The 19,250-nt window shown below is 69.8% G+C and carries 20 protein-coding genes; 13 read left to right on the forward strand and 7 right to left on the reverse strand.

What is annotated here, in order from left to right:
- Positions 1–193: 193 nt before the first annotated feature.
- From Aph01nite_RS21925 to Aph01nite_RS21940, 4 genes are read left to right on the forward strand one after another with little or no spacing between them, the layout of a single operon-like run.
- The gene (locus Aph01nite_RS21925) at positions 194–565 is read left to right on the forward strand and encodes a roadblock/LC7 domain-containing protein (protein WP_204042823.1); all 372 of its coding nucleotides are present in this window, start codon (positions 194–196) and stop codon (positions 563–565) included.
- Positions 566–568: 3 nt separating this feature from the next.
- Entirely contained in the window at positions 569–1,438 is an 870-nt protein-coding gene (locus Aph01nite_RS21930; RefSeq protein ID WP_204042824.1) for a MarR family transcriptional regulator, read from the forward strand.
- Entirely contained in the window at positions 1,435–1,848 is a 414-nt protein-coding gene (locus tag Aph01nite_RS21935) for a roadblock/LC7 domain-containing protein (RefSeq protein ID WP_239161873.1), read from the forward strand. The genes Aph01nite_RS21930 and Aph01nite_RS21935 overlap by 4 nt, the downstream gene beginning before the upstream one ends.
- 27 nt (positions 1,849–1,875) lie before the next feature.
- Positions 1,876–2,247 (forward strand): hypothetical protein, encoded by a 372-nt coding sequence (locus Aph01nite_RS21940; protein ID WP_204042825.1) that lies wholly within the window; start codon positions 1,876–1,878, stop codon positions 2,245–2,247.
- Here Aph01nite_RS21940 and Aph01nite_RS21945 read toward each other — a convergent pair.
- Entirely contained in the window at positions 2,244–3,098 is an 855-nt protein-coding gene (locus Aph01nite_RS21945; RefSeq protein WP_204042826.1) for an alpha/beta fold hydrolase, read from the reverse strand. The genes Aph01nite_RS21940 and Aph01nite_RS21945 overlap by 4 nt on opposite strands.
- Positions 3,099–3,135: 37 nt before the next feature.
- Positions 3,136–4,422 carry a thioredoxin family protein gene (locus Aph01nite_RS21950; RefSeq protein WP_204042827.1) on the reverse strand — a complete coding sequence of 429 codons (1,287 nt, stop codon included), beginning with the start codon at positions 4,420–4,422 and terminating at the stop codon, positions 3,136–3,138.
- 21 nt (positions 4,423–4,443) lie between these two features.
- On the opposite strand from Aph01nite_RS21950, the gene Aph01nite_RS21955 reads away from it, so the two are divergent.
- From Aph01nite_RS21955 to Aph01nite_RS21970, 4 genes are read left to right on the forward strand one after another with little or no spacing between them, the layout of a single operon-like run.
- Entirely contained in the window at positions 4,444–5,154 is a 711-nt protein-coding gene (locus tag Aph01nite_RS21955) for a Crp/Fnr family transcriptional regulator (protein WP_204042828.1), read from the forward strand.
- 58 nt (positions 5,155–5,212) lie between these two features.
- Positions 5,213–5,458, forward strand: coding sequence for a hypothetical protein (locus Aph01nite_RS21960; protein WP_204042829.1), 246 nt, complete (start codon positions 5,213–5,215; stop codon positions 5,456–5,458).
- Between the two features lie 15 nt (positions 5,459–5,473).
- Positions 5,474–7,141 (forward strand): NAD(P)/FAD-dependent oxidoreductase, encoded by a 1,668-nt coding sequence (locus tag Aph01nite_RS21965; protein ID WP_239161874.1) that lies wholly within the window; start codon positions 5,474–5,476, stop codon positions 7,139–7,141.
- Positions 7,138–8,553 carry an ATP-binding protein gene (locus Aph01nite_RS21970; RefSeq protein ID WP_204042830.1) on the forward strand — a complete coding sequence of 472 codons (1,416 nt, stop codon included), beginning with the start codon at positions 7,138–7,140 and terminating at the stop codon, positions 8,551–8,553. Before Aph01nite_RS21965 ends, Aph01nite_RS21970 begins: the two co-directional genes overlap by 4 nt.
- 3 nt (positions 8,554–8,556) lie before the next feature.
- Here Aph01nite_RS21970 and Aph01nite_RS21975 read toward each other — a convergent pair whose 3' ends face one another.
- Complete coding sequence (locus tag Aph01nite_RS21975; protein ID WP_204042831.1) at positions 8,557–9,339, reverse strand: hypothetical protein; 783 nt, start codon at positions 9,337–9,339, stop codon at positions 8,557–8,559.
- Positions 9,340–9,424: 85 nt separating this feature from the next.
- Here Aph01nite_RS21975 and Aph01nite_RS21980 point away from each other — a divergent pair, with 85 nt between their 5' ends.
- Positions 9,425–10,057, forward strand: a complete 633-nt coding sequence (locus Aph01nite_RS21980) for an alpha-ketoglutarate-dependent dioxygenase AlkB (RefSeq protein ID WP_204042832.1) — start codon at positions 9,425–9,427, stop codon at positions 10,055–10,057.
- A gap of 61 nt (positions 10,058–10,118) precedes the next feature.
- Positions 10,119–10,769, forward strand: coding sequence for a DUF4291 domain-containing protein (locus Aph01nite_RS21985; protein ID WP_204042833.1), 651 nt, complete (start codon positions 10,119–10,121; stop codon positions 10,767–10,769).
- Between the two features lie 83 nt (positions 10,770–10,852).
- On the opposite strand, the gene Aph01nite_RS21990 is transcribed toward Aph01nite_RS21985, so the two are convergent.
- Together Aph01nite_RS21990 and Aph01nite_RS22000 are read right to left on the reverse strand one after the other, a co-directional pair.
- Positions 10,853–11,410 (reverse strand): RNA 2'-phosphotransferase, encoded by a 558-nt coding sequence (locus Aph01nite_RS21990; protein ID WP_307836791.1) that lies wholly within the window; start codon positions 11,408–11,410, stop codon positions 10,853–10,855.
- Positions 11,411–11,868: 458 nt separating this feature from the next.
- Positions 11,869–14,301 (reverse strand): ATP-binding protein, encoded by a 2,433-nt coding sequence (locus tag Aph01nite_RS22000; RefSeq protein WP_204042834.1) that lies wholly within the window; start codon positions 14,299–14,301, stop codon positions 11,869–11,871.
- A 281-nt stretch (positions 14,302–14,582) separates the two neighbouring features.
- On the opposite strand from Aph01nite_RS22000, the gene Aph01nite_RS22005 reads away from it, so the two are divergent.
- The 3 genes from Aph01nite_RS22005 to Aph01nite_RS22015 all read left to right on the forward strand — a co-directional run bounded on the left by Aph01nite_RS22005 (position 14,583) and on the right by Aph01nite_RS22015 (position 16,932).
- Complete coding sequence (locus Aph01nite_RS22005) at positions 14,583–15,038, forward strand: hypothetical protein (RefSeq protein ID WP_204042835.1); 456 nt, start codon at positions 14,583–14,585, stop codon at positions 15,036–15,038.
- 269 nt (positions 15,039–15,307) lie between these two features.
- Entirely contained in the window at positions 15,308–15,895 is a 588-nt protein-coding gene (locus tag Aph01nite_RS22010; protein ID WP_275419268.1) for an RNA polymerase sigma factor, read from the forward strand.
- The gene (locus Aph01nite_RS22015; protein ID WP_204042837.1) at positions 15,895–16,932 is read left to right on the forward strand and encodes a hypothetical protein; all 1,038 of its coding nucleotides are present in this window, start codon (positions 15,895–15,897) and stop codon (positions 16,930–16,932) included. Before Aph01nite_RS22010 ends, Aph01nite_RS22015 begins: the two co-directional genes overlap by 1 nt.
- Before the next feature lie 155 nt (positions 16,933–17,087).
- On the opposite strand, the gene Aph01nite_RS22020 is transcribed toward Aph01nite_RS22015, so the two are convergent.
- Both Aph01nite_RS22020 and Aph01nite_RS22025 read right to left on the reverse strand, forming a co-directional pair.
- The gene (locus Aph01nite_RS22020; protein ID WP_204042838.1) at positions 17,088–17,486 is read right to left on the reverse strand and encodes a hypothetical protein; all 399 of its coding nucleotides are present in this window, start codon (positions 17,484–17,486) and stop codon (positions 17,088–17,090) included.
- Between the two features lie 65 nt (positions 17,487–17,551).
- Positions 17,552–19,144 (reverse strand): serine/threonine-protein kinase, encoded by a 1,593-nt coding sequence (locus Aph01nite_RS22025; protein WP_204042839.1) that lies wholly within the window; start codon positions 19,142–19,144, stop codon positions 17,552–17,554.
- Positions 19,145–19,250 lie beyond the last annotated feature (106 nt).

Consider the following 19,250-nt stretch of genomic DNA (forward strand, 5'->3'; position numbering starts at 1 on the left):
CCGCCCGGATTGAAGTGAGCAATCCTCATGAAAAGCCGCTGAATATGCGTTTCCTTCTATCTGGGAGAGCAATCCTTACTCGTGATGATTAATCCTTCCGTCCAGTCTCTGTGCACACATGGATCCGCCTAGTTGATATTCCGGGTTTTCTCTAATCTTGGCCGGGTTGTTCGGGCAGGGCGAGGAGGCACGGGTGATCGGTATCGAGGACTGTCTCTTCGAGGCGATGTCCATCCCCGGGGCGCTGGGCGCCATCCTCGTGGACCACGCGAGCGGAACCGCCGTCGCCACCCGGGGTCAGCCCGACCCGGAGCGGTCCGCGAGCGGGCTGAGCGAGGCCTTCCGCGCCACCCAGGTGGGGCTGGCCCTGTCCTCCCCCAGTGGAACGGTCCGGATCGACGACATGATCATCACGACCGACCAGAGCTATCAGCTGATCAAGACGATGGAGACACCCTTCGACGGACCGCTGCTCATCTGCGTGCGGCTCGACCTGGCCCGGGCCAATCTGGGGCTGGCCCGCCACCGCCTGCAGAGCATCTCGCGCCAGCTGATCGCCTCGTGAGACATGGGCGAGAGCATCGAGGCGACCCTGACCAGCCTGGCCGGCGACGGCGCGACCGGCGCCCTCCGCGCGGGCCGGGCCGGCACGGTCTACCTGCACCAGGGGCGCGTCTGCCACGTCGAGTGCCAGGGCACGCCCAGCGTGGAGGAACTGCTTACCGCGTCGGGGCGGATCAGCGCCAACGGGGTCAGGACCACCCGGCAGTCGGCGGTGGGGGACGGCGGCGACATCCTGGTCAGGCGTGGCGTGCTGACCAAGGGCGAGCTGCAGCTGTGCGTGCTCGGGGCGACCTTGGACGCGTCGTTCTTCCTGTTCGGGCTGGCCGGTCCGAAGCTCAGATTCAGGGACGGAGACCGGCACTGGCTGGGCACGCACTGGTACTTCGACGTGCCGGCGCTGCTGCTGGAGTGCCGCCGGAGGAGGGCCAGATTGGACCGAGCCTGGCCGTCGGCCGAGCTGGACGCCAAGCCGGTGCGTCCGGTCCGGCGAATCGGCTCCAAACACGTGGTGCTGTCGGCGACCCAGTGGGAGGTCCTGCTGGCCGCCGACGACGAGAGCACGCCCGCCGAGCTGGCCAAGCGGATCGGCCTGTCCGCGTACGCGACGCTGGTGGCCGTCCGCGAACTGGCCGCCGCGGATCTCCTCATCCGGCCGGAACCGGAGCCGCTGCCCAGACCGGTGCAGAAGCCGCCGCAGAAGGAGGCGCCGGAGCCGGAACCGGCGGCCTCGCTGCCGCGCCGCGCCGAACGGTCTGGGCTGCGTCCGGGGATGGGCCCGCAGCAGCCGCGCCCGATCACGCCGCAGACCACGGGAGACCCGACGGACGTGAATCTGCTCATCAGGCTGCGTGACGCGCTGGAGGCCCTCCAGTGATCGCGCGCCCGTGGCTCAAGCGGGCCGGAAAGGGCTTCTCCATGGATCTGCGCCGCGAAATACACGAGGAGATGCGGCTGCTGCGGGGCCGTACCTCGGAGATCACGGGGGTGCTGACCTGCACGGTCGACGGCATGCTCGTGTCTGCCGACATCTCCGGGCCCGTCGACCAGACGGCGGCGCTGACCTCGGCGGTGCTGTCCATGAGCCGCCGGATGACCGACCTGACCCAGACCGGGGACCTGGTGGAGACGCTGATCTCCGGCTCCCGCGGCTACACGGCCTGCTACGCCGCGGGCCCCAAGCTCGTCCTCACCGTGCTGGCGGCCCAGGGGGCCAACCTCGGGCTGCTGCGGATCGAGGGCAGGAAGACGGCGGCGAAGATCGCCGCCATCGTCGAACACGAATAGACACCAACCGACACAAGGGAGTAAACCATGGCAAACATGGACATCTCACTCAAGGAAATGATGGCCATCGACGGCGCCGTCGGCGCGGCCGTGGTCGACTACAACAGCGGGATGGCGCTCGGCACCCTCGGCGGCTCCAAGGAACTGGACCTCCAGGTCGCGGCGGCCGGGAACACCGAGGTGGTCAAGTCCAAGCTGCGGACCATGGACTCGCTCGGCCTCAAGGACGCCATCGAGGACATCCTCATCTCGCTGAGCAGCCAGTACCACATCATCCGCCCGATCACCGGGCGCGGCGGAAAAGGCCTGTTCCTCTATCTGGCCCTCGACCGGGCCAGGGCCAATCTGGCCATGGCCCGGCACAACCTGAAGGCCATCGAGGACAAGCTCGACATCTAGCCGGCCCGACCGGTCAGCTCCGTGATCGCGGCCACGAACTCCGGCCAGAGCGGGCGGGGCAGGTCGTGACCCATGCCGGGGAAGGTGAGCAGCTTGGCGCCGGGCACGGCGTCGGCGGTGGCGACGCCACCCGGCGGCGTGATCAGCGGATCGTCGTCGCCGTGCATCACGAGCGTGGGCACGCTCAGCTCGCGCAGCCGTTCGGTACGGTCGGGCGCGGCCACGATCGCGATGAGCTGCCGGGCCGAGCCCGCCGGGTCGTAGCAGCGGTCGTAGCTGAGCCCCGCGACGCGCGCGATCCGGTCGGGCTCGCTCGGGTAACCGGGCGACCCGATCACCCGGAACACCTCGAAGGCGCGCTCGATCGCCTCCTCCCGGTTCCTGGCGGGCGCGCTCATCAGCGCGCCCATGGCCGCCTCGGTGGCGGGCGCGAGCGCCAGGCCGGGCGTGGACATGATCGAGGTGAGGCTGCGCACGCGCTCCGGCGCGGCGATGGCCAGCGTCTGGGCGATCATCCCGCCCATCGAGACGCCGGCCACGTGCGCGCTCTCCCACCCCAGGGTGTCCATCAGCCCGGCCGTGTCCACGGCCATGTCCTCCAGCGTGTACCGCACGGCCGACGGATCCCCGGCCATCGCCGCCATCAGGTCGGCCGGCCCGTCCAGGTGCGTGGACAGCCCGATGTCCCGGTTGTCGAATCGCACGACCTGGTGGCCCGCCGCCACCAGCAGGTCGATGAACTCCTCATCCCAGGCCACCATCTGCATGCCCAGACCCATGATCAGCAGCAGTGGCCGGCCCGTCCCGAAGACCTCGTATTCCAGCTCGATCCCGCGCACGGTGGTTCGCATGCCAACAGAATTCCATTCTGTTTCCCGGGCGGGCAAGTCATACGCCGACGGATTCCGCGTGCAGGACGGACATCACCTCCCTGATGACGTCGGCCGGGGAGCGCGACCCGGTCACCCGCTTCAGCTCCCGCCCGCCGTGCAGCAGCAGCACGGACGGCACCGACTCGACCCCGAAGTACTCCGCCGCGGTCGGCGACTCCTCCACGTCGATGGCCGCCCCGGCCAGTTCGTCCGGGTACTCGGCGAGGATGCGGTCCAGCACCGGCCCGAGGCGCTCGCAGGCCAGCGAGTCGGCCGCGGAGAAGTCGAGCAGCACCGGGACGGGGCCGCGCAGCAGCTCGTGCAGTTGCTGCGGCCGGCTGATCCGCCGCCGCCGCTCCGCCACGACCGGGCCGCTGTCATGATCGGCCAGCATCCGGGCGTACGCGTCGGCGTACTCGGGGGCGGCCTGCAAACTGTTGACGGCGAGCCCGGCGAACAGCAGACGGGCGCACGCGGCCCGCGGCACCCGGTCCAGGTCGACCTCGCGCAGCGGCGGCGCCAGGCTCAGCACCGCCTCCGCGTCCACGGCCCCCGCCAGCGACAACACCCGCAAGCTCCGGGTACGGCCCAGCCGCCGCAACTGCCCCGGATCCAGCCGCAGCCCGCCGAGCCGCAGATAGCTCAGATCGGGCGGCGTCACCAGCGCGCCCAGGCCGGAACCGGTGATGTTGTCCCCGGTCACGGCCAGCACCGCGAGCGGCAGTTCGGCCAGCCGGATGAACACCCGGTCGGTGAGGGCCTGCCCGCGCAGCCGTACGGTCAGCAGCGGGGAGTCGGGCAGGGCCACGTCGCCGGTCATCCGGTCGGAGCGCAGGCAGAGCGTCTCCAGCATGCGCAGTCCGCGCAGTTCCGCCAGCCCCTCGTCGGTGAAGTCGCCGCTCAGGCTGAGGTCCCGCAGGCCTTCCATGCGGGCCACGACCGCCAGGTCCTCGTCGCGTACGTTGTCGAGGTCCAGGCCGTCGACCTCCGGCAGTTCCGCCAGCCGTTCCGGGCCGCCGGCCACGTACGTGATCTCGACGTTGCCCGGGATCTCCACCAGGCCCACCGGCTGGAACTCCCCCTGGAGCTGCTCGGCGGGCAGGTCCTCAAGGACCAGATAACGGATGACGCCGGGCAGGCTGTCCTCCGGAAAACGGATGATTCTGTTCGTTCCAACGGTACGAAGTTCCCCCATGGTCGGTTCGATGCCCAGGGCGACGACCAGGACAAACGCCGAGCAGAACGAATTATGGGAACGTTCCCGGTAGCAGTCGCATAACAGCGCGTGCGCCGGGCGATGCACGTGTGGTTCGATTCGACCGTTATGAGCCACTTATCTGAGCACGATCGGTGGCCTGCCACCAGCCTGATGGGCATGCTCGGGGGCGCCGAGCAGCACGCTCTGCTGGCCAAGGGAGTCCGGCGGGGCTTTCCGGCCGGGGAGACCCTGGTCAGCGAAGGCGACCGCAGAGACGAGGTCTATCTGCTGGTCAGCGGCTTCGTCAAAATCTTCGGCAACACCTACGACGGCCGCCAGGTGCTGCTGTCCATCCGGACCACCGGCGACCTCATCGGCGAACTGGCCGCCCTGGACGGCGAGCCGCGCTCGGCCACCGTCACCGCCGCCACCAAGACCGAGACCCGCATGTTCGGGAGTGAAACGTTCCGATCCTTCCTGGACGGCCACCCCTCGACCGCCCAGGCCGTGCAGCGTTACGTCAACCGCAAGCTCCGGCTGGCCACCCGGCACCGGATCGACGTGGGCGGCGCGTCCGTGCTGGTCCGGCTGGCCCGGGTGCTGGACCGGCTCGCCGTCTCGCACGGGCGCAGGACCGAGGCCGGGATCCGGATCGAGGTGCCGCTCAGCCAGGTCGAACTGGCCGCGCTGGTGGGCGCCGCCGAGCCGAGCGTGCACCGGGCCCTGAGCGAGCTGCGCCAGCGCGGAATCCTGGTCACCGGCTACCGGCACATCGTCGTCGCCGACCCCCCGGGGCTCGTCGAGGCCGCCCAAGAGGCCCCGGATTCCATCGCTTGATGGGGTCTGGGGGCCGATCCCCGCCTACCCTCGCGGGAGTTCACGTTCGAGGAGGATCGTGTTGACCACCGACGAGGCCGGGCGCGCAGAGTCCCTGGAGTCCAACATCAGCAGGCTTCTCACGGCCCTGCCCCCCGGCGGGGCCGAAGCCGTACGGTCCGACCTCGAAACGCTGGTGCACACGCTGACAGAGCTGGCCTTCCGCATTGAAGTGGACAAGCCCGGCGCGGCGGACGCCTGCCGGAGCACCCGGGATTCGCTGGAGCGGCTCATGTCCCTTGAAGGTCCACTTCCCAGCACCTAGGGATCGCGTGGTTGTATGGATCGCATGGCGAACCCCGCGATCCTGACGGTGGACGACGATCCGGCGGTGTCCCGAGCGGTATCCCGCGATCTGCGCCGCCGTTACGGCGACCGATACCGCATCGTCCGGGCCGACTCGGGCGACGGCGCCCTGGAGGCGCTCCGCGAGATCAAGCTCCGCGGCGAGCAGGTGGCGCTCCTGCTGGCCGACTACCGCATGCCCCACATGAACGGCATCCAGTTCCTGGAATCGGCGATGGACCTGTTCCCGCTGGCCAGGCGCGTACTGCTCACCGCGTACGCGGACACCGACGCCGCCATCGACGCGATCAACGTGGTGGACGTCGACCACTACCTGCTCAAGCCGTGGAACCCACCGGACGAGAAGCTCTACCCGATCGTGGACTCGCTGCTGGACGCCTGGCGGGCCGAACCCGAACGGCCGACCTCGGAGGTCCGGGTGGTCGGGCACCGCTGGTCGGCGCCGTCGTTCAAGGTGCGGGACTTCCTGGCGCGCAACCTGGTGCCGTACCGGTGGCTGCTGGCCGACGAGCCGGAGGGATTGCGGCTGCTGTCCGCGGCCGGGCTCACCGCCGAGGACGTGCCGCTGGTGCTGACCTCGGACGGCAAGTCGCTGACCGCCCCCAGCGAGGCCGAGCTGGCCGTGCACGTCGGGCTCACCACCACCCCGCAGCTGGACTTCTACGACCTGGTCGTGGTCGGCGCCGGCCCCGCGGGACTGGGCGCGGCCGTGTACGGCGCGTCCGAGGGCCTGAAGACCGTGCTGGTCGAGCAGCGCGCCACCGGCGGGCAGGCGGGGCAGAGCAGCAGGATCGAGAACTACCTGGGCTTCCCCGACGGCGTCTCCGGCGCGCAGCTGACCGACCGGGCGCGGCGGCAGGCGCTGCGGTTCGGGGCCGAACTGCTGACCACCCGGGAGGCGGTCGGCCTGGAGTCCGGCGGCACCACCCGGCTGCTGCGCTTCGGCGACGGCACCACGATCGCCGCCCACGCGGTCGTGCTGGCCACCGGCGTCTCCTACCGCATGCTCAACGCCCCCGGCCTGAACGAGCTGACCGGCCGGGGCGTCTTCTACGGCTCCGCCTCCACCGAGGCCCCCAGCTGCTCCGACCAGGACGTCTACATCGTCGGCGGCGCCAACTCGGCCGGCCAGGCCGCGGTGCACTTCGCCCGGTACGCCTCCCGCGTGCACATCCTGATCAGGGGCGCCGACCTTCGGCAGTCGATGTCCTCGTACCTGATCCAGCAGATCGAGAGCGTGGACAACATCATCGTCTCGCCGTACACCGAGGTGGTCTCGGCGGGCGGGGACGGGCATCTGGAGTGCCTGACGCTGCGGGACCCCCGCTCCGGCGAGGTCCGGGTGGTGGAGACCTCGTGGCTGTTCGTCTTCATCGGGGCGGAACCGCGGACGGCCTGGCTGGACGACGCCGTCATGCGCGACCGGCTCGGGTTCGTGCTCACCGGACCTGATCTCCTGAACGAGGGGCGGCGCCCGCCCGGGTGGACGCTGCCGCGCGATCCGTACCACCTGGAAAGCAGCATGCCGGGCGTGTTCGCGGCCGGGGACGTCCGGGCGGATTCCGTCAAACGGGTCGCCTCCGCCGTGGGCGAGGGGGCGATGGCCGTGTCGCTGATCCACCGCTATCTGGAGGCCCAATGAGCGAGTTGCTCACCCCCGAGGAGCTCCGCACCCTCTTTCTCTTCGAATCCCTCAACGAGGAACAACTGGCCGTCCTGGCCGAGCACGGCCGGGTCCAGCACTACCAGGCGGGCAGCGCCGTCTACCGGGAGGGCGAACCGGCCACCTGCTTCGTCGTGCTGCTCAACGGCGTGATCACCCTCAGCCGCCTCAGCCACGGCGACGAGGTGGAGGTCGCCAGAACCGAACAACGCGGCGTGTACGGCGGAGCCACCCAGACCTACCTCGGCGACCAGGTCGAGCAGATCTACATGAACACCATGCACGCGATCAGCGACGTCACGGTGTTCGAGGTGCCCGCCGACATGTTCGCCCGCTGGACCCGGGCCTGGTTCCCGATGGCCATGCACCTGCTGGAGGGGCTGTTCTTCGGCATGCGGGCCAGCCAGACGATCGTCGGCGAGCGGGAGCGGCTGATCGCGCTCGGGTCGCTGTCGGCCGGGCTCACCCACGAGCTGAACAACCCGGCCGCGGCGGCGGTGCGGGCGACGGCCGTCCTGCGCGAACGGGTGACCGGGATGCGCCACAAGCTCGCTATGATCGCCGACGGCCGGCTGGACGGGCACCGCCTGCACGAACTCGTCGAACTCCAGGAAGCCGCGGTCAAACGCTCCGCCAACGCGCCGCAGCTGTCCGCCCTGGCGACCAGCGACGCGGAGGACGCCGTCGCCGACTGGCTGGACGACCACGACGTGACCGCCGGATGGGACATCGCGCCGACGCTGGTCGCGGGCGGCGTGGACGCCGAGTGGCTGGAGCAGGTCTCGGCCACCATAGGGCCGGAGAACCTGGAAGCGGCGGTGCGCTGGCTCACGTACACGATCGACACCGAACTGCTGATGTGCGAGATCGACGACGCGGTCACCCGCATCTCCGGGCTGGTCTCCGCCGCCAAGCAGTACTCCCAGCTGGACCGCGCCCCGCACCAGACCGTCGACGTGCACGACCTGCTCAACGCCACGCTCACCATGCTCCAGGCCAAGATCCCGGCGGGCGTGCGCGTGGTGAAGGAGTACGACCGCGAGCTGCCGCCCGTGCCCGCGTACGCGGCGGAGCTCAACCAGGTCTGGACCAACATGATCGACAACGCGCTGAGCGCCATGGAAGGGAACGGGACCCTGACGATCAGCACCAGCCGCGACAGCAGGTGCCTCATCGTCGAGATCGCCGACACCGGTTCCGGCATTCCGCCGGAGATCCGGCCCAGGATCTTCGAGCCGTTCTTCACCACCAAGCCGGTGGGTGAGGGCACCGGCTTGGGGCTGGACATCTCCTACCGGATCGTCGTCAAGAAGCACCACGGGGACATCCGCGTCGAATCAACTCCCGGCGACACCCGCTTCCGGGTCTTCCTCCCCTTCGAGGACGCCTGATGGTCAGCGGTTCTTCGTTCCGCCGATGACCAGGACGTCTCCGGCGGCGGAGTCGGTGGCGGCTTGCTTGCCGGAGTCGGGTTCTGTGCCGGACTCCGGCTCTCCTGCCGGGCGGACGCGCGGGCGGCGGAGCCGCTGGACCAGGAGGGTGCCGGCGACGGCGGCCACGGCGACCACCGCCAGCAGGTAGGCGGGGATCGAAGCCGGAGCCTCCGCCGGCTTCGGCTGCGCGGCTGCCTGCGTGGCGGCGGCCACCGGTGCCGCTGGTGCTTCCGGCTGGGCGGCCGGCATCGTCGCCTTGCCGCTGACCGTGCCCTTCCACGGGAAGCCCGGGGGCTTGATCTCGCCCCAGTAGTCCGTCACCTCGAAGGAGCCTTCCGCGACGAACTGCGGCGGCGCGGGGACCAGGGTGCCGGGCACGGTGAGCGTCCCGATCTCGTACTCGGCGAAGACGCCCTGGATGCCCTGGACCCGCCAGGTGCCCTTGGGGATCTTGACGGCGACCGCGTAGTGGGCGGGTTCGGGGAGGCGGGAGCCGATGAACTCCAGGACGGCGCCCTTCTCGTCGGTCAGGCGCAGACCGGTCTCCCCCAGCCGCGTCTCCGGACCCTCGAACGGGTGGGTGCCGTGCTGGAGCGTCCAGTAGCCGACCGTGTAAGCCTGATCGGCGTCGATCCGATCGGGCAGCGGGTCCAGCTCGGTGACCGCCCAGTTTCCCGCGTACGCGGGGGCCGCCATCGCGACCACGACCACCAGAGACCCGATAATCGCGAAAATTCGTCTCATCTTCGCACCTCCGGCTGTTCTACACCGCCCACCCTCCGGAGGTTCCGATATGACACAGTCGAACATCTGTTTGTACAGTCGAGAGATGGAGACACTGTTCCAAGGCTCACTGCTCGACTGGGGAGACGAAGTCGGCCCAGGCCCGCTCGGCACCACCGTCCGCAGAACCACCCTGGCCCACGGCGCCTGGATCGACCTGCGCCCGGCCTGGATCTCCGGCGCCGACACCCTGTTCCGCCGCCTCGCCGCCACCGTCCCGTGGCACGCCGAACGACGCCGCATGTACGACACCATGGTCGACGTCCCACGCCTGCTCAGCTTCTACAACGAGGGCGAGACCCTCCCCGACCCGGCGCTCCAGGAGGCCAAGGACCTCCTCAACGCCCACTACGCCGAAGAACTGGGCGAACCCTTCCGCACCGCCGGCCTCTGCCTCTACCGCGACGGCCGCGACAGCGTCGCCTGGCACGGCGACCGCATCGGCCGCGGCAGAACCGAGGACACCATGGTCGCGATCATCTCGGTCGGGACCCCGCGCAACCTGCTCCTCCGCCCACGCGGCGGAGGCGGCCCCACCCTCCGCCGCGAACTCGGCCACGGCGACCTCCTGGTGATGGGCGGCAGCTGCCAGCGCACCTGGGAACACTGCATCCCCAAAACCACCCGGGTCATGGGCGCCCGCATCAGCATCCAGTTCCGCCCCAGGGGCGTACGGTAGCGCCCTCGTCCGGCGGATAACCGTTTGTGGTCCGGTCGATCACGCGTGAAGACTGGCCGGCATGATCCCGCCACGGCAGATCCGGGCCCGCTACGACGAACGGACGATAACCGTCTACCAGGCGTACAACCGCCAGATCGGTGAGTACGCCGCTGCCCACGGCCGGTTCGCTCCGTCCTACAACCGGGAGCGGATGACCTGGATCAAACCGTCGTTCCTGTGGATGATGTACCGCTCCGGCTGGGCGGCCAAAGCCGACCAGGAGTGCGTGCTCGCCATCCAGATCACACGTGCCGGATTCGAATGGGCGCTGGCCCATTCCGGGCTCAGCCATTTCGACTCGGCCGTCCACGCCGACCGAAATGAATGGGCCGCCACCCGGCACCGGCCGGTCCGCGTGCAATGGGACCCGGAGCGATCGCTGACCATGCAGCGGCTGCCCCACCGGTCGCTCCAGATGGGCCTCTCCCGCGAGGCGGTTCACCGATACGTGGACGAATGGATCGTCGGCATCGAGGACGTGACCGACCTCGCTCATCGAATCCACGCACTCCTCCGCGACCCCGGCTCCTGCAAGGCCGCGGAGTCCGCTCTGCCGGCGGAACGCCCGTACCCGCTTCCCGAGGAGATCGCAGCAACCTGTGGCATGCGACCGCCGAAAGCTGATCTTGGGGCCGGTGCGGCGAGTGGCGACACCTGGGTAGACGGCTAGAACCCCCCGCCTGGCCTATCTGCGTTACGTCCGTCCTGTATGTGAACGCGGCGTCTCCTCGACGAGGACCCGACCGGTCCGGCTCATGCGGGGAAGCGGATGAACGACGGAGGGACGTGATCGGTGAGCCAGACGCCGTTGGCGCTGCGGAAGAAGGCGTGGCCGCCCGCGTGCATGGCCCCTGAGTCGATGGTGAGGATGATCGGGCGGCCGCGTCGCGCGCCGACCCGGGTGGCGGTCTCCTGGTCCGGGGACAGGTGGACGTGCTGGCGTCTCATGCGCAGCAGACCGTCCGCCCTGATGCCGGGCAGGCTCGCCGCGACCGTGCCGTGGAACAGCGAGGGCGGCGGTTCGACCTCGGGCAGGTCCAGGTCCACGTCGATCGAATGACCCTGGCTGGCACGGATGCGGTCACCCTCGATCACGAACCGCTGCTTGTCGTTGCCGGCGACCACATCGGCCAGCTCCGCCAACGAGATGGGGAACCCATGCGCCCGCGCCGCCGCCAGCAGGTCCGACACCGGCACCCAGCCATTCGGGTCCAACGCGATACCGATCCGCTCGGGCTGATGACGGAGATGCTTGGAAAGGTACTTCGAGACACGCACCAGGCGCCGCTCGTCCACCACCATCACATCCATTCCGGGTCCGGAGGAATCCCCCTCAAATCGTGGCCGAAACCACCTCCCACCCGCCATCGGTTTTCGATCAATGGGTGGGAGGTCGCAGGCTCGGGCCCGTACGTCACGTGACCGTGGTCATCGGCGGTCGCGGACGTAGTAGTGGCCGAGGGTGTCGTCGTAGCGGCCGGTGGGGCGGCAGCATTTGCGGAAACCGGCGGCCGGAGTCGCAGGGGCAGGGGTCGTTGCCGCCGAGTTTCTCGATCAGTTCAGTGTCGGTGCCGATGGCGCGGTCGCCCCGTTTGACGTGGGTCTCGCTGGAGGGAACCCCCGGCGGCGCTTGCTGGTCGGCTCAAAAGGAGATCTCGTCGTAGTACATGGCTACCTCCTGAAGTCGATGTCGACGGTAGCCGGAGCAGGTCGTTGGGGGCGACCGGTTTTCGGGGGCGTACGGAACCCGCGGGCGTGTTGTACGGCGTCTATCCCAGCGCGCGTGCGGACAACGTGTGGCGGTCGGGGTGGTCGAGTTCGGTGAGGAGGGTCAGAGCGCGTCGCCAGGACACGCGGGCCGCGTCGAGGTCGCCGGCACGTTCGTGGCTGTCGCCGAGGTGGACGAGGACGCCGGCCTCCAAGAAGGACTCGCCGTGATCCCGGCAGAGGGCGGCGGCCTGGTCGAAGCAGGAGATCGCCTGGGCGTACTCGCCGAGGAGGTGGTGGGCGTAACCGATGCTGTCCCAGGTGGCGGCCTGGCCTACCTGGTCCTCCAGCTCCTGTAACAGGGCCAGTCCTTGCCGGCAGTAGATCAGCGCTTCACGACCGTCGCCGAGATGGGCGTGGTACCAGCCCACCGCGTTGAGCGCGGCGGCCTGGCCCTGCCGGTGGCCTGCGGAGCGATAGAGCTCCAGGGCTTGGTGGGTGTGGTCGAGGGCTCCCGTGTAGTCGCCCAGGGCGTCGCGTAGGTAGGCCAGGTGGTGGTGGTCGTGCGCCTGCCCGGCCCGGTCGTCCGTACGGGTGTCGAGGTCGAGCGCGCGGGTCAGGTGGGCGTGGGCCGCGTCGTGGCGGCCTGTTTCTATGTCGGCGCGGGCCAGCAGGCGCAGGGTCAGGGACTCGGCCCGTGGGTCGTCCAGACGTCGGGTGGCCGCGAGCGCCGTGCGTTGGAGGGCGGTCTGCTCGGACCAGCGTCTGCCTCGCTCGAGGAAGCCGGACAAGCTCCAGGCGAGTCGCCAGGTGCGGCCGTCCTCCCCTGCGGTGGCGGACTGGTCGACGGCGGCGAGTAACGCCCACTGCTCGGCGCTGAGCCAGTCGAGTGCCTGGCCAGGGTCGAGCGGTTCTGGGGATGTCCCGTTATCGGGCGGGGTGAGGGTGATCGGGTCGCGAGTCGGATAGAGCAGGGCGGCCGCGGTGTGTGCGGTGTGCAGATAGTGGTCGATGGTCCGCCGGACGGCCGCCTGGCGCTCCTCGGGCGGGTCGACGCGGTGGGCGAGGTCGGTGGCGTAGGCGCGTAACAGGTCGTGGAAACCGTACCGGCCCGGGGTGTGCTCGGTGAGTAGGCCGGCGCGGGTGAGTTCGGTCAGCGGCGCGTACACCTCGGATAGGGGTTGGGCGGTGAGGCTGGCGACCGCGGGTGCGGCGGTGTCGGGGCCCGGGTGGAGGCCGAGTAGGCGGAACAGTCGGGCCGCGCCAGGCGTCAGGGTCTGGTACGACCACGAGAACACCGCTCGGAGGTCGGTGGCCGGATCGCCCGCGTTGAGCAGATCGAGCCGGTCGTCGCGGAGTTGGTCGGCCAGCTTCCGCAGGGGAAGCAGCGGGTAGGTGGCGGCGTGGGCGGCCACGATGGCCAGGGCCAGCGGGAGTGCGGAGCATCGGGCCACGATCTCCTCGACCGCCGAGGGTTCCGCGGCGACCCGCTCGGCGCCGATCCGGCGCGCCAGCAGGTCCTCGGCCTCCTCGGGGGCCAGCAGGTCGAGCCTGATCGGGTACGCGTCGTCGGAGACGACCAGGCTGGTGAGCGGATTCCTGCTGGTGACGACGGCCAGGCACCCGGGCGTGCCGGGCAGCAGAGGCCGGACCTGGGCGCTGTCGCGGGCGTTGTCCAGCACGATCAGCACCCGCTTTCCGGCCAGTTCGCTCCGGTAGAGGGCGGCCTGCGCGTCCAGATCGGACGAGACCCTGTCGACCGGGACACCGAGCGCGTCGAGGAACCGGCGGATCACATCCGGCGGCTCCGCCGCCTGGCCCGACGCGTCGAAGCCGTGCAGGTTGACGTAGAGCTGGCCGTCGGGGAAACGGCCGGCCACCTGGTGGGCCCAGTGCACGGCGAGTGCCGTCTTGCCGACCCCGGCGGTCCCGGCGATCGCCGAGATGACCACGGTGCCGCCGGCCGCGGTGTGGTCGAGGAGGCTGGTCAGCGCGGCCAGGTGCCCGGCGCGGCCGACGAAGTGCCGTACCGCTCCGGGCAGCTCACGCGGCACCGGCCGGGACGTCGGTCCTCGGCTCGCGATCCCCGCGGGGGCGCCGGTGGCGATCACTGTTCTCACGCCGCCGGTGTCCGTCTCCTGTGCCGCCCTGGTCTCCCGGGGCGGGATCCTGGGTCGCGACGCGTCCTGTAGGGCGTACTCGACGAGGGAGTAGCGGGGCCGCCAGTACTCCTCGACGCCCGTGGCCAGCGACAACTGGCCGAGCCTGCCGTGGTCCTGGGCGTACTGGCGGCAGCCGTCGACCAGGCCCTTGACCACGGTCCAGTCGGGCAGCTTGCGGATCCGGCCGTTGAGGATCACGCCGAGCTGGCTCTTGCTCAGGCCGAGCCGTACGGCCAGGCCACGCAGACTGGGACCGCCGGCCTGGACGCGGAGCAGCCGCAGATCGGCGCAGAGCCGCCCGAGCAAATCCTGAGCGTCGTCGACCGCCACCATTGGGGCCCTCGTCTGACTCTCGTCATTGTCCGATGTTGTCCCGCGCGCCGGACAGAGAGCACGCGTCTAGCTCGTGGTTCGACTGGCGTTGTCCACAAACGTCCGCGATCAGCCACCTCAAGCTAGCGACAGAGAAAGATGTCCCACAAGTACTCCGATCCCGGCCTCCGCGCATTCGTCGGCGAATGGCGGCAGCTCCCGCATGCGCGGCGGGCCGGGTCTCCTGGCACTCCCAATTGCGCTCGCGATGCTCCTGACCATCGGAGCAAGAAGGAGGTTCCATGCTGTCCAGAACCCTGGTCCATCGGGGGCTGGCTTCGGCGCTGGCCGCGACCGTACTGGTGGTCATGGCCGCGCAGCAGCCCGCCGCCGCCAGCGGTGTGACGCTGAACGCTTCAGTGGACTGCGCCAACGTCAACTACTTCGGGGACACCAGGGACTGGTATCCCTGGGCTCTGACGGCCGCCGGTACGGCGGTGCCCAACGGCTCTTTGGTCGCCAACCCCGCCAATCACGCGTGGCAGTTCTCGGTCGCGATCCCCAGCGGGGCAACGTCGGTGTCCATATCGGCCAAGTGCAGCCAGGGCCATACATATGACCTCACCGGCTCGATGGGCTCCGTGAGCGTTCCCGGCGGAATCTCCACCGTCACCGCGAGCTGGCGCTGCTCCACCGGCCCGGTCTATCCGGGGCCCTGGGTCACCAGCTGCTCCGTTCAGTCGTACTCGTACAGCTGAGCAGGAGAACGAAGAACCCCGGCTCTGATCAGAGCCGGGGTTCTTCTCGTGTGCGCCGCTGACCTGGTTCTTCACCAGCAATCGGGAATCTCTGGGCGTTCTCGACATGTTCCTCTAAGGCCGTAGGCCCGGTGCCCGCCTGAGCAGGGCTCACGCGCTTCCCGAATAGCTTCGCCCCTCCGACGGTGAGGACGCGGACCGGCGCTGAACGCTTTGCCCCATCAGTTGGCAATACCTGGATGTAAGGCGATCCAGGTACGAGGAGGGTCATGACATCGGATCCGGATGATGCGGAGTTGATCGCCCGGTCGCTCCATGGCGATGAGGATGCCTTTGTCGAGGTGGTCCGGCGTCACGAGGCAGCGGTGGGAGCCTACCTCGCACGACGGGCAGGCCGGGAACTGGCCGAGGACCTGCTCGGGGAGGTGTGGGTGGCCGCGCTCGCGTCCAGGGCGACCTACGACCGCGCGTATCCCGACGCGGGCCCGTGGCTGTTCGGCGTGGCACACAACACACTCCGGCGGCACTGGCGATCCCGCCCGGCCGAGGAGCCGCTGGCGAACGTGACGGACATGGCCGACATGGCGTCCGGATGGGATCCGTGGGCCGCCGTGGACAACCGCGTGGACGTCGAGTCGGTGCTACGGCACGCGCTGGCGCTGCTCCGGCCGCAGCAGCGGGAGATCCTGACCCTGGTCGCCTGGGAGGACCTGACCGTCGCCGACGCGGGGCGGGCGATCGGCATACCGCCCGGAACAGCGCGCCGCTTCCTGCACGAGGCACGCATGGCGCTGCGGAACGCGCCGGGGATGGCCGCGCTGCTGACCGACCACAACACGATGAAGAAGGCCAACTGATGATCGATGAGATGGATCTGCTGAGGGATCTGCGGGACGCCGAGCCGGTGCGGTCGCGCGCCTTCGAGGAGGCCAGGGCCGTACTGCGGGCGGCGATGGCCGAAGAAGGGGTGCCGGAAACGAAGACCGCGGCGCGCAGGCGGGCCCGGTGGGGCGTACGCCGCACGGTGGGCTTCAGCGCCGCCGGCCTGGTCGCCGCGGCCGCGGCGGCGGCGCTGGTCGTCACGTTCGCGTCGGCTCCTGGAAAGCCCCCCGTGACGGCGGCTCCGACAGCCGCGGCTCCAGCGGCGGCGCACCCGATCCTGGTTGAGCTGGCCTCGGACATCACGTCCCTGCCTGCCGAGGCGTCAGGCGACGCGACGCTGGAAATCCGCAACCAGTCGCCGACCAGTGACGAGCTGGGCAGCAACGGCATCGGCCTGTTCACCGACGACGGCACCTACTACTGGGGGTACGACAAGAACGCCCTGCAGCGGGCCGTCGCCGACAGGGACGGGGGCGACGACTTGTTCAAGCGCGACATCGCGGCGGCGCTCTACGCCGTGGACGGCGATATCGACACCGCGCGCGAACGGATGGCCGTGGCCAACATCGCCCCGGGTACGAACCCGGACGCGGAACGGACGAAGATCGAGAAGCTCAAGGGCCTGGCCAAGGCGCGGGGCGAGAAGTACGTGCCGCCGAAGCCGCTGACCCCTGAGCAGCAGGCGGAGATCACCGACAACCACATCTGGACGAACTCCATCGACGCGCTGATCGCGGCGCCGGAGAATCCCCAGGTGCGGGCCGGTGTGCTCCGCATCATGGCGACGATGCCGAACGTCAAGGTCACGGAGACCACCACCGCAGGACAGCCCACGCTCACGCTGGTGGACAGCTGGTCCACCGTCGGGGAGTTCTCCGAGACGCTGATCATCAACGCCGGCACGGGCCAGCCTGTCGCCCTGTCCAGCAGCGGCTCGGACACGAAGTCCAGCATGATCTACTACCACAGCTCCCGGGTGACGCTCGCCGACGTCGAAGCCGGCAAGTTCTGACCCGTACCAGCGAGTACCAGCGAGGTCGTGCGGGCCGCCCGGTTGCCGGGCGGCCCGATGAGGCGTGACAGGCGAAGTCGATCACGAGGCGAAGAAACTGCGGCTCACTGTATGTGAACTGGGGCTTCCGCCAACCGTGCGGGAGCCGTACCCAATCATGGAATTGTCGGTGGGGGACCGCCTGATGTGGATGGCCACCATGCCGTGCAGGACTTGCTTCCCTTGACGGGCGTGCCGCAGGATCGCGCCTGCCGAGATCCCAGGGTCAGCGACGCTGTTATCGCCGTGGTCCGGCCGTTGAGGACCTTCGCCGCCTTGGCAGGGCCAGACCGGATTTCGAGCCTGACCACGTCGCCGGCCCTGCCGCCGGTCAGTGTCGCGCGGATGCTTCCTCCGCACTTCTGCAGTCGAATGGTCCGGGTGCCCACCGCTTTCTTCTGCCCTCGTGCGACCAGCGTCCACGAGCAGGCCGTTTGGGCCTCCGCGGCGATGGGGACGACGACGAGCCAGGCACCGCCGACGAGGAGCGCGGAGGCGATCGTGATCAGTTTCATGACGCTCCCTTCCTGCCGCCGACAGTAGGCCCGCGATTGGTGGCGGTCGAGGCCCAGAATCGCGTTCACCCGGGGCTGACGGTCACGTTGCGCACCTCGACCTCGGCTAGCCAGGAGCGGAGCACGAACGAGCTGTCCAGGCAGTCGGCCAGCAGCGGAGGGTCGCCGGTGACCGGATACCAGGAGGTCTGAAGCACTCCGTAGTCCAGCTGGTAGGCCACCCTGTCCTGGTCGAACATGATCCGCCAGTGGTGGGTGCCCTGGTCCAGGCCCTGGGGTGGATCGGCGGGTTGGGGGCCGGGATGGGCGTTCGCGGCCGGCAGGCGTACCACCTTGATGTGGTTCTCCTGCGCTTCTTCGCCTTGGTAGAAGGCGTACTGGAGGGACAGGCCCCGCGGTTGGCTGCCGTCGAAGCGGGAGCATACGCCGATGCCGTACCCCCAGCCCATGCCCAGGAAGGGTTCCTCGGTCGGTCCCTTCACCTGGACGTCCAGATCGACCTGGAGGCGGCACCAGGCGGGTAGCCGACCGTGGACGCCCGTCCAGGTGTAACCACCCGGGGACGCGACCGTCCAGCCATCCTCCGTGTCGGCCACCTGGCCCTTCCTCGTGGTGTCGAAGTCCGTCAGCGAGAGCGGCAGGGCCCGGGTCTCGCCGGGGTCGGCGCAGCCGGGCGCGCCCAGGGGCACCACTCCGGTGAGGACATTCAGCGGCAGCAGCAGACCGGTCACCGCCAGTCCCACCGCGCCCAGCCGCACCAGCCGCTTGGCCAGGCGGCCGCCCGTCTGCGGACGGCCGGAAGGCCCGGGCGGCAGGTGTGGGTCCGGTACAGTCCACCCGCTGTCCACGGGGATCAGCACGTCACCCGGCTCGCCGGTGAGCGCCGCGTACAGTTCGCGTGGAGTCGGGCGGCGTTCCGGGACCTTGGTCAGCGCCCACGCGATCACGTCGCGCAGGCGCCCGTCGACGCCCTCCAGATCGGGCTCCTCGTACGCCACCCGGAAGGTGACGGCGGGCGAGTTGCCCTCCCCGAAGGGACAGCGGCCGGTCGCCGCGAACGCGGTGACCGCGCCCCACGAGAAGACGTCGGCGGCGAAGGTCACCTGGTGGTCCAGCGCCTGTTCCGGCGACATGTAGCCGGGGGTGCCGGCGAGGGTGGTCGTGAGCGTGAGCGAATCCGCCATCTGGGCGATGCCGAAGTCGATGACCTTCGGCCCGTCGGAGCCGAGCAGCACGTTTCCCGGCTTCAGATCGCGGTGCACGACGCCCGCGGCGTGGATCGCCTCCAGCGCGAGCAGCGTCCGGGTGGCGAGGTCGAGGAAGTCTGGCCCGGTGAGCGGGCCGTCCCGGGCCACCCGCTCGGCCAGATCCGGCCCGTCGACGAACTCGGTGACGAGGTAGGCGCGGTCCCCCTCAGTCCCCGAGTCCAGGATGGGCACGGTGCAGAACCGCGCGGATTCGGCCACCCGCCGAAGGATCCTCACCTCACGCTGGAATCTGCGCCGATACCTGGGATCGCGGGCCCGCTCGCCATGGATCACCTTCACCGCGACCCGGGCGCCGGACTCCGCCTCGGCGAGGTAGACGACGCCCATCCCGCCCTGTCCCAACCGCCGCACGATCCGGTAACCCCCGATTCGGTACGGCAGGTCGGGCACGGTCGGTTCCAACCCTCGGTGTCGGCGCCCAGACGCAACAGTCGCGTCCATGTCGACACCAGGATCTCCCATCCATCCCTTAATCGGGAAATGGCGATGGCGTGGC

Source organism: Acrocarpospora phusangensis, from assembly GCF_016862995.1.
GTDB lineage: Bacteria > Actinomycetota > Actinomycetes > Streptosporangiales > Streptosporangiaceae > Acrocarpospora > Acrocarpospora phusangensis.

Excerpts from the sequence above, each read along its gene's own strand:
- Aph01nite_RS21980 (WP_204042832.1), top strand. The coding sequence starts at position 9,425 with ATGGAGACACTGTTCCAAGGCTCACTGCTCGACTGGGGAGACGAAGTC.
- Aph01nite_RS21990 (WP_307836791.1), bottom strand. The coding sequence starts at position 11,410 with ATGGATGTGATGGTGGTGGACGAGCGGCGCCTGGTGCGTGTCTCGAAG.
- Aph01nite_RS21965 (WP_239161874.1), top strand. The coding sequence starts at position 5,474 with ATGGATCGCATGGCGAACCCCGCGATCCTGACGGTGGACGACGATCCG.
- Aph01nite_RS21955 (WP_204042828.1), top strand. The coding sequence starts at position 4,444 with ATGAGCCACTTATCTGAGCACGATCGGTGGCCTGCCACCAGCCTGATG.
- Aph01nite_RS22010 (WP_275419268.1), top strand. The coding sequence starts at position 15,308 with ATGACATCGGATCCGGATGATGCGGAGTTGATCGCCCGGTCGCTCCAT.
- Aph01nite_RS22000 (WP_204042834.1), bottom strand. The coding sequence starts at position 14,301 with ATGGTGGCGGTCGACGACGCTCAGGATTTGCTCGGGCGGCTCTGCGCC.
- Aph01nite_RS22020 (WP_204042838.1), bottom strand. The coding sequence starts at position 17,486 with ATGAAACTGATCACGATCGCCTCCGCGCTCCTCGTCGGCGGTGCCTGG.
- Aph01nite_RS21940 (WP_204042825.1), top strand. The coding sequence starts at position 1,876 with ATGGCAAACATGGACATCTCACTCAAGGAAATGATGGCCATCGACGGC.
- Aph01nite_RS21970 (WP_204042830.1), top strand. The coding sequence starts at position 7,138 with ATGAGCGAGTTGCTCACCCCCGAGGAGCTCCGCACCCTCTTTCTCTTC.
- Aph01nite_RS21985 (WP_204042833.1), top strand. The coding sequence starts at position 10,119 with ATGATCCCGCCACGGCAGATCCGGGCCCGCTACGACGAACGGACGATA.
- Aph01nite_RS22015 (WP_204042837.1), top strand. The coding sequence starts at position 15,895 with ATGATCGATGAGATGGATCTGCTGAGGGATCTGCGGGACGCCGAGCCG.
- Aph01nite_RS21945 (WP_204042826.1), bottom strand. The coding sequence starts at position 3,098 with ATGCGAACCACCGTGCGCGGGATCGAGCTGGAATACGAGGTCTTCGGG.
- Aph01nite_RS21975 (WP_204042831.1), bottom strand. The coding sequence starts at position 9,339 with ATGAGACGAATTTTCGCGATTATCGGGTCTCTGGTGGTCGTGGTCGCG.
- Aph01nite_RS21930 (WP_204042824.1), top strand. The coding sequence starts at position 569 with ATGGGCGAGAGCATCGAGGCGACCCTGACCAGCCTGGCCGGCGACGGC.
- Aph01nite_RS22005 (WP_204042835.1), top strand. The coding sequence starts at position 14,583 with ATGCTGTCCAGAACCCTGGTCCATCGGGGGCTGGCTTCGGCGCTGGCC.